The organism is Caballeronia sp. M23-90, from assembly GCF_053574605.1.
This window is the reverse complement of the sequence record NZ_JBSIPA010000458.1, coordinates 1-5142: the sequence shown is the minus strand read 5'-3', so window position 1 is coordinate 5142 and position 5142 is coordinate 1. Positions and strand designations below refer to the sequence as shown.

Sequence of the window (5142 nt, the reverse complement as noted above, 5' to 3'; positions counted from 1 at the left end):
CCGGCGCTTTCGCGGCGTAGAGGGGAATCGGGTACAGCAGTGGTGAAGTTCGTCGTGGGGCTGACAGGAAAGATCGAGAACATCGAACTGAAGAAGAGCAGCGGTTCGTCACGGCTCGATGACGCCGCACTCGACGCCATGCGCTCGAGCGCCTGCAAGCCGTACAAGGAAAACGGCGAGGCGATCCGCGCCGCCTATTCCCAGCCGTTCGTCTTCGGGCTGAAAGACTAGCGCACGTACGCCCGCAAGAACACAAGAATTCGACCTAATTTTTAGATATCTACAGGAACTGCAATGCAAAGCTACGGTTTGGCCCACGTCTGGGAACAAGGGGATCTCGTCACGCGGGGTATCGCGCTTGCGCTGGCGATCATGTCGGTGCTGTCGTGGACCGTGATCGTGGTGAAGGGTTTGAACGTGCTGCGCCTGAAGCGCCTGACCAAGAACGCGGAACAGGCCTTCTGGCATTCCGACGATTTCGCCGATGGCATCAAGAAGCTCAGCAACCATTCGGCCAAGACACAGGACAACCCGTTCCTCGCGCTTGCCCTCTCCGGCCAGGACGCGGCCGACCATCATCACCAGACGCAACCGCATCTGCACGACCGCATGGATGTGTCGGACTGGATCACGCGCTGCCTGAAAGACACCATGGACGAAGGCGTCGGCCGCATGCAGGCAGGGCTTGCCGTGCTGGCATCGATTGGCAGTACCGCGCCGTTCGTCGGATTGTTCGGCACGGTGTGGGGTATCTATCACGCGCTGCTGACCATCGGCGCGACAGGACAGACGTCGATCGACCAGGTCGCGGGACCGGTTGGCGAATCGCTGATCATGACGGCGTTCGGCCTGTTCGTCGCGATTCCGGCGGTGCTCGGTTATAACGCATTGACGCGCTGGAACAAGGCAATCGTGACGAAGCTGAACCGCTTTGCGCACGGCCTGCATGCGTTCTTCGTGACGGGTACGAAGCTGGCTTCGAGCAAGCGCGGCGATGGTTTGCGCCTCGCTACGCAAAACGCTGCAGGCACGCCGTCGGCCGTCAAGCCTGCATCGCGTGTGAGCTAAGGGGACGTCGTCATGGCCATGAGCCCTTTCTCCAGCGACGAGGACGACGGCATGATGAGCGAGATCAACATGACGCCGCTCGTCGACGTCATGCTGGTTTTGCTGATCATCTTTCTTGTCACGATTCCCGCGATCAATCACGCGGTGAAAATCGATTTGCCCAAGGCGAGCAGCCAGCCGCAGGACACCAAGCCGGCACACGTCGATGTCGCCGTGGAAGCGGACGGCACGGTACTGTGGAACGATGAAAAAGTCGACGATAACGCCCTGCAAGCGCGAATCGCCGATGCATCGAAACAGACGCCGCAGCCGGAATTGCGTTTGCGCGCGGACCGCAAGGTGCCGTATGAGCGGGTTGCCGATGTGATGTCGGCCGCCCAAGGCGGCGGGTTATCGAAGATTGGTTTTGTGACCGAGCCGAAAGCGGGCGCGAAGTAAGTCTTGAGAGCCCAAAGTAAAAGGCCTTCATCGCGATGATGAAGGCCTTTTTTTGTGTGCGCGCGGCACATTCGGGCTAGCGGTTACTTTGGGGTCGAGTAGCCCGATCCCGCAGCATCGCCACATGCGACAGCCGTGCTCGACACGGACAGCGCGATTAGCCCTATCAGGCCTACTATAAAAGTGGCCGTGAGTTTTCGCATAAGCAGCTCCTTAGCGAAGAGATTTCAATATAGCGCCGCGCTACGCCCCGTTCAAGCAAGCGCCGATTGAATCTCTGCATCGCAAGTGCACGCTTCAATGTCAGAAACTTGCAGCGGCGCAGCGTTTAGTCACACTGTTTCGTGAGCGGCCTCAACCGGGAGAGGACATTCTCCCGGGAAGCGATCGCCGTCGTTGATTGACTCCACTAGAAAGTCGACGAACGCGCGAATCGCCGGGACCATTCCCTGGCGCGACAAGAACACCGCGTACAACTGCGGCGTCGGGAACGTCCAGCCCGGCATGACGGGCGACATCTGGCCCGTGCGCAGCGCAGCGCCGTACAACATCTCCGGCAACGCCGCGATACCCACACCGCGCAGCACGGCTTCTCGGATCATGCCCAGATCCGCCGTGACCAGGCGCGGCTCGTGTTCGAACTCATGGCGCGTGCCATCGGGCGCAATCATCCGAAACACATGGCGACCGTCGCTCGACGGGACATCGATGGTATCGAATTGCGCCAGTTCCGATGGCGCGAGCGGCGGCGCATTGGGCTTGAGCAGCGACGGCGCAGCAACCAGCATCTGCTCCGTGCGCCACAACGGCCGCGCGACTATGGTCGAGTTGACCGGCGGCTCGGAGCGCACGCGCAGGGCGACATCGACGGGATCTTCGAACAGGTCGATCACGCGATTCGTCACGCTCATGACGACGCGAACTTCGGGGTATCGATGCAAAAAATCCGGAATCACCGCCGACAAAAACGTCTGCGCAATCGTCACCGGCACGCTCACGCGCACGCTACCGCGCGGAGAATCCCGAAGACTATGAACGATATCGACAGCTGCTTGCGCCTCGGCGAGCATGCCCTTGCAATGCTGATAGAACAGTTGCCCGGCTTCAGTCAGCGCGAGCTTGCGGGTGGATCGCTGCATCAGCCGCACGCCAAGCGATGTTTCCAGCTCCGATACACGCCGCGACAACCGTGACTTCGAAATGCCCAGCACGCGTTCGGCCGCCGAAAACCCGCCGTGCTCGACCACGTACGAGAAGTACATCAGATCATTGAGGTCGTGCGAATCAGGTTTCATGCGGGCGCGGGATCGATGTTCTGGTTGTTTCAGTGGTGGGACAATGCATTGCGGATGAACGGCTTTTTCCCTGGAATACGGTCCATATAATAGCTCCATGTTTTAAATTTGGCGCTAATCACTGGCTGGCGCCCTATCCGGACCGGTCAAAGTGAGGACGAAAATGGACACCACACGCAGTATTGAACGCACTATTCCCGCGCTTCGCACGGTGGAGGGCGGCGGTTTTGTCGTGCATCGGCCATTTCCCACGCGGCTCTTGATGGACTTCGATCCGTTCCTGCTCCTGGATGAAATGGGCCCCGTCGATTACGCGCCGGGCGAGGCCAAAGGCGCGCCTGACCATCCGCATCGCGGATTCGAGACCGTTACATACGTGCTTGAAGGCCAGTTCGGGCACAAGGATTCGGCGGGCCATTCGGGCACGCTGCGTCAAGGCGATGTGCAATGGATGACCGCGGGCTCCGGCGTCGTTCATAGCGAAATGCCCGATCCGGAGTTCACGCGCACCGGGGGCCGCGTGCACGGGCTGCAACTCTGGGTGAATCTGCCGAAGCGCGACAAGATGATTCCGCCGCATTATCAGGAGATTTCATCGGCGAGCATTCCGGTCGGCGTGAGCGAGGACGGGCGTGCGCGCGTGAAGGTGATCGCGGGCGAAGCGCTGGGCGTGAAGGCGGCTATCGAAATCCGGACACCCATTCTTTATCAGCATTTCTCGCTGCAACCGGGGGCATCGGTCGTGCAGCCCGTGCCGAAGGATTTCCGCGTGTTCGGTTATGCGTTATCGGGCGATGGCTTCTACGGCTCCGGTAAACAGCCGATCAAGGCGCGCCAGATGATCGTCTTCGCCGACGATGGCGAAACGGTCAGCTTCACTGCCGGCGATGAGCCCCTCGAATTGCTGCTGCTTGGTGGTGTGCCGCTGAAAGAGCCGGTCGTGCGCTATGGTCCGTTCGTGATGAACACGGAAGACGAGATCCGTCAGGCCGTTGTGGACTATCAGGCAGGAAGAATGGGCGCGATCAACCACTGATCGACCGACCAGGCCTCTGTTTCAGCGGCGCGGCACGAAGGACACTATTTGCGTCACAATAGTCCTTCATGCCGCGCCGTTTTCTTGTGTCCAATTGTCGGACGGCGCTTTGTCTCACCCAAACGGAGTACCGCATGTCCGAAAAGTTTGTGTCGCCGGTTGTCAGCGCCAGTATCGGCGCCGAGGATTTTCAGGTTGCATTGAGCGACGGCACGCATGAATGGCTCGGCGACGAACCGGCATCGCACGGCGGCGCCGATACCGGTCCGACTCCGCACGGTCTTTTGCTCTCGAGCCTGGGCGCATGCACGACGATCACGCTGAAGATGTACGCGAAGCACAAGGGCTGGCCGCTGCAAGCCGTTCACGTCACCCTCACCTATCAGTCCACGCCGCCGGAAGCCACGGTGATCGACCGCCAGATCAAATTGACGGGCGAGCTGGACAGCACTCAACGGGAACGCCTTTTGCAGATTGCGAATGCGTGCCCCGTGCACAAGATCCTCTCCGGTTCGATCGCGATCAACTCCGGGCTCACGCCTCTTTGAAATCACGCGATCCATCCATTCAACGATCATCTCAAGGAAACCGTCGTTTTGAATTTCGAACACCTTATCCAGATCAACGATCCGCTCAATCCGTTCGTGGAAGCAATGACGCGCGAACAGGTGTGGCAAGGGCTCGTGCTGCGCGCAGAACAGCCGCAACTGTTCGTGATCGGCCTGGATCGCTGCGCAATCCTGTCGCGTGAAGGCGATGTGATCGAACGCGAACTGCATTACGGCCAGGCGCGCGTGCGCGATCGCGTGACGCTAATTCCCGAAAGCAGCGTGCGCTACGACATCCTGCCGACGGAGGAACATGTAGGTGGCTCGCTGACCATGGCGATTGAACAGCCGGACGAGCTTCAGCTATTCCTGCGTTTCACGTACGCCACCACCTTGCCCGTCGCCGATGATCCCAACGCCAGCCCTGACGCGCTGCAGACGCAGGAGATCGTGAAGTCGGCATACAGGGAAGCGGATATCGATACCGTCAGGCTGATTCGTCAGTTCGCGCACGGCAACAAACTCGCAGGGCCGCTGCATTAAAACTGCACGACGTTTCGATAGAAAACCGATGACTATCGAAACGTAAAATCGATGAAGACATCGTTGTTGCAAATAAGAATGGTTATCATTAAGATTACTCCATCGACTCAACGAACGGACTCCTCGACATGACCGACATCCTGCGCTCCAACACGCTTCGGCTGCGCCGCCCAGTCGAGCGTTCCGCTGCTGCGACCATCGCCCGGCCGCGCAA

General features: G+C 59.7%; 7 protein-coding genes. 6 read left to right on the top strand and 1 reads right to left on the bottom strand.

Annotated elements, in window-relative coordinates; translation table 11 throughout:
* The 3 genes from ACRXB1_RS29860 to ACRXB1_RS29850 form a co-directional block, all read left to right on the top strand.
* The coding region (locus ACRXB1_RS29860; protein ID WP_449494088.1) for an energy transducer TonB at positions 1-231 on the top strand (231 nt) is incomplete at its 5' end.
* A 63-nt stretch (positions 232-294) separates the two neighbouring features.
* Positions 295-1068, top strand: a complete 774-nt coding sequence (locus tag ACRXB1_RS29855; protein ID WP_449494087.1) for a MotA/TolQ/ExbB proton channel family protein — start codon at positions 295-297, stop codon at positions 1066-1068.
* A 12-nt stretch (positions 1069-1080) separates the two neighbouring features.
* Positions 1081-1506 carry an ExbD/TolR family protein gene (locus tag ACRXB1_RS29850; RefSeq protein WP_062170142.1) on the top strand — a complete coding sequence of 142 codons (426 nt, stop codon included), beginning with the start codon at positions 1081-1083 and terminating at the stop codon, positions 1504-1506.
* Between the two features lie 332 nt (positions 1507-1838).
* Here ACRXB1_RS29850 and ACRXB1_RS29845 read toward each other — a convergent pair whose 3' ends face one another.
* The gene (locus ACRXB1_RS29845) at positions 1839-2801 is read right to left on the bottom strand and encodes a LysR family transcriptional regulator (RefSeq protein WP_062170144.1); all 963 of its coding nucleotides are present in this window, start codon (positions 2799-2801) and stop codon (positions 1839-1841) included.
* Positions 2802-2964: 163 nt separating this feature from the next.
* On the opposite strand from ACRXB1_RS29845, the gene ACRXB1_RS29840 reads away from it, so the two are divergent.
* The 3 genes from ACRXB1_RS29840 (at position 2965) to ACRXB1_RS29830 (ending at position 4928) form a co-directional block, all read left to right on the top strand.
* Positions 2965-3837 (top strand): pirin family protein, encoded by an 873-nt coding sequence (locus tag ACRXB1_RS29840; RefSeq protein WP_449494086.1) that lies wholly within the window; start codon positions 2965-2967, stop codon positions 3835-3837.
* A gap of 134 nt (positions 3838-3971) precedes the next feature.
* The gene (locus tag ACRXB1_RS29835) at positions 3972-4385 is read left to right on the top strand and encodes an OsmC family protein (protein WP_061999791.1); all 414 of its coding nucleotides are present in this window, start codon (positions 3972-3974) and stop codon (positions 4383-4385) included.
* 48 nt (positions 4386-4433) lie between these two features.
* Positions 4434-4928: an SRPBCC family protein gene (locus ACRXB1_RS29830; protein ID WP_061999792.1), complete on the top strand. Its 495-nt coding sequence runs from the start codon at positions 4434-4436 to the stop codon at positions 4926-4928.
* Positions 4929-5142 lie beyond the last annotated feature (214 nt).

Bases quoted from the DNA above. Each gene is read 5' to 3' on its own strand.
- ACRXB1_RS29855 (WP_449494087.1), top strand. From the start codon at position 295: ATGCAAAGCTACGGTTTGGCCCACGTCTGGGAACAAGGGGATCTCGTC.
- ACRXB1_RS29850 (WP_062170142.1), top strand. From the start codon at position 1,081: ATGGCCATGAGCCCTTTCTCCAGCGACGAGGACGACGGCATGATGAGC.
- ACRXB1_RS29845 (WP_062170144.1), bottom strand. From the start codon at position 2,801: ATGAAACCTGATTCGCACGACCTCAATGATCTGATGTACTTCTCGTAC.
- ACRXB1_RS29840 (WP_449494086.1), top strand. From the start codon at position 2,965: ATGGACACCACACGCAGTATTGAACGCACTATTCCCGCGCTTCGCACG.
- ACRXB1_RS29835 (WP_061999791.1), top strand. From the start codon at position 3,972: ATGTCCGAAAAGTTTGTGTCGCCGGTTGTCAGCGCCAGTATCGGCGCC.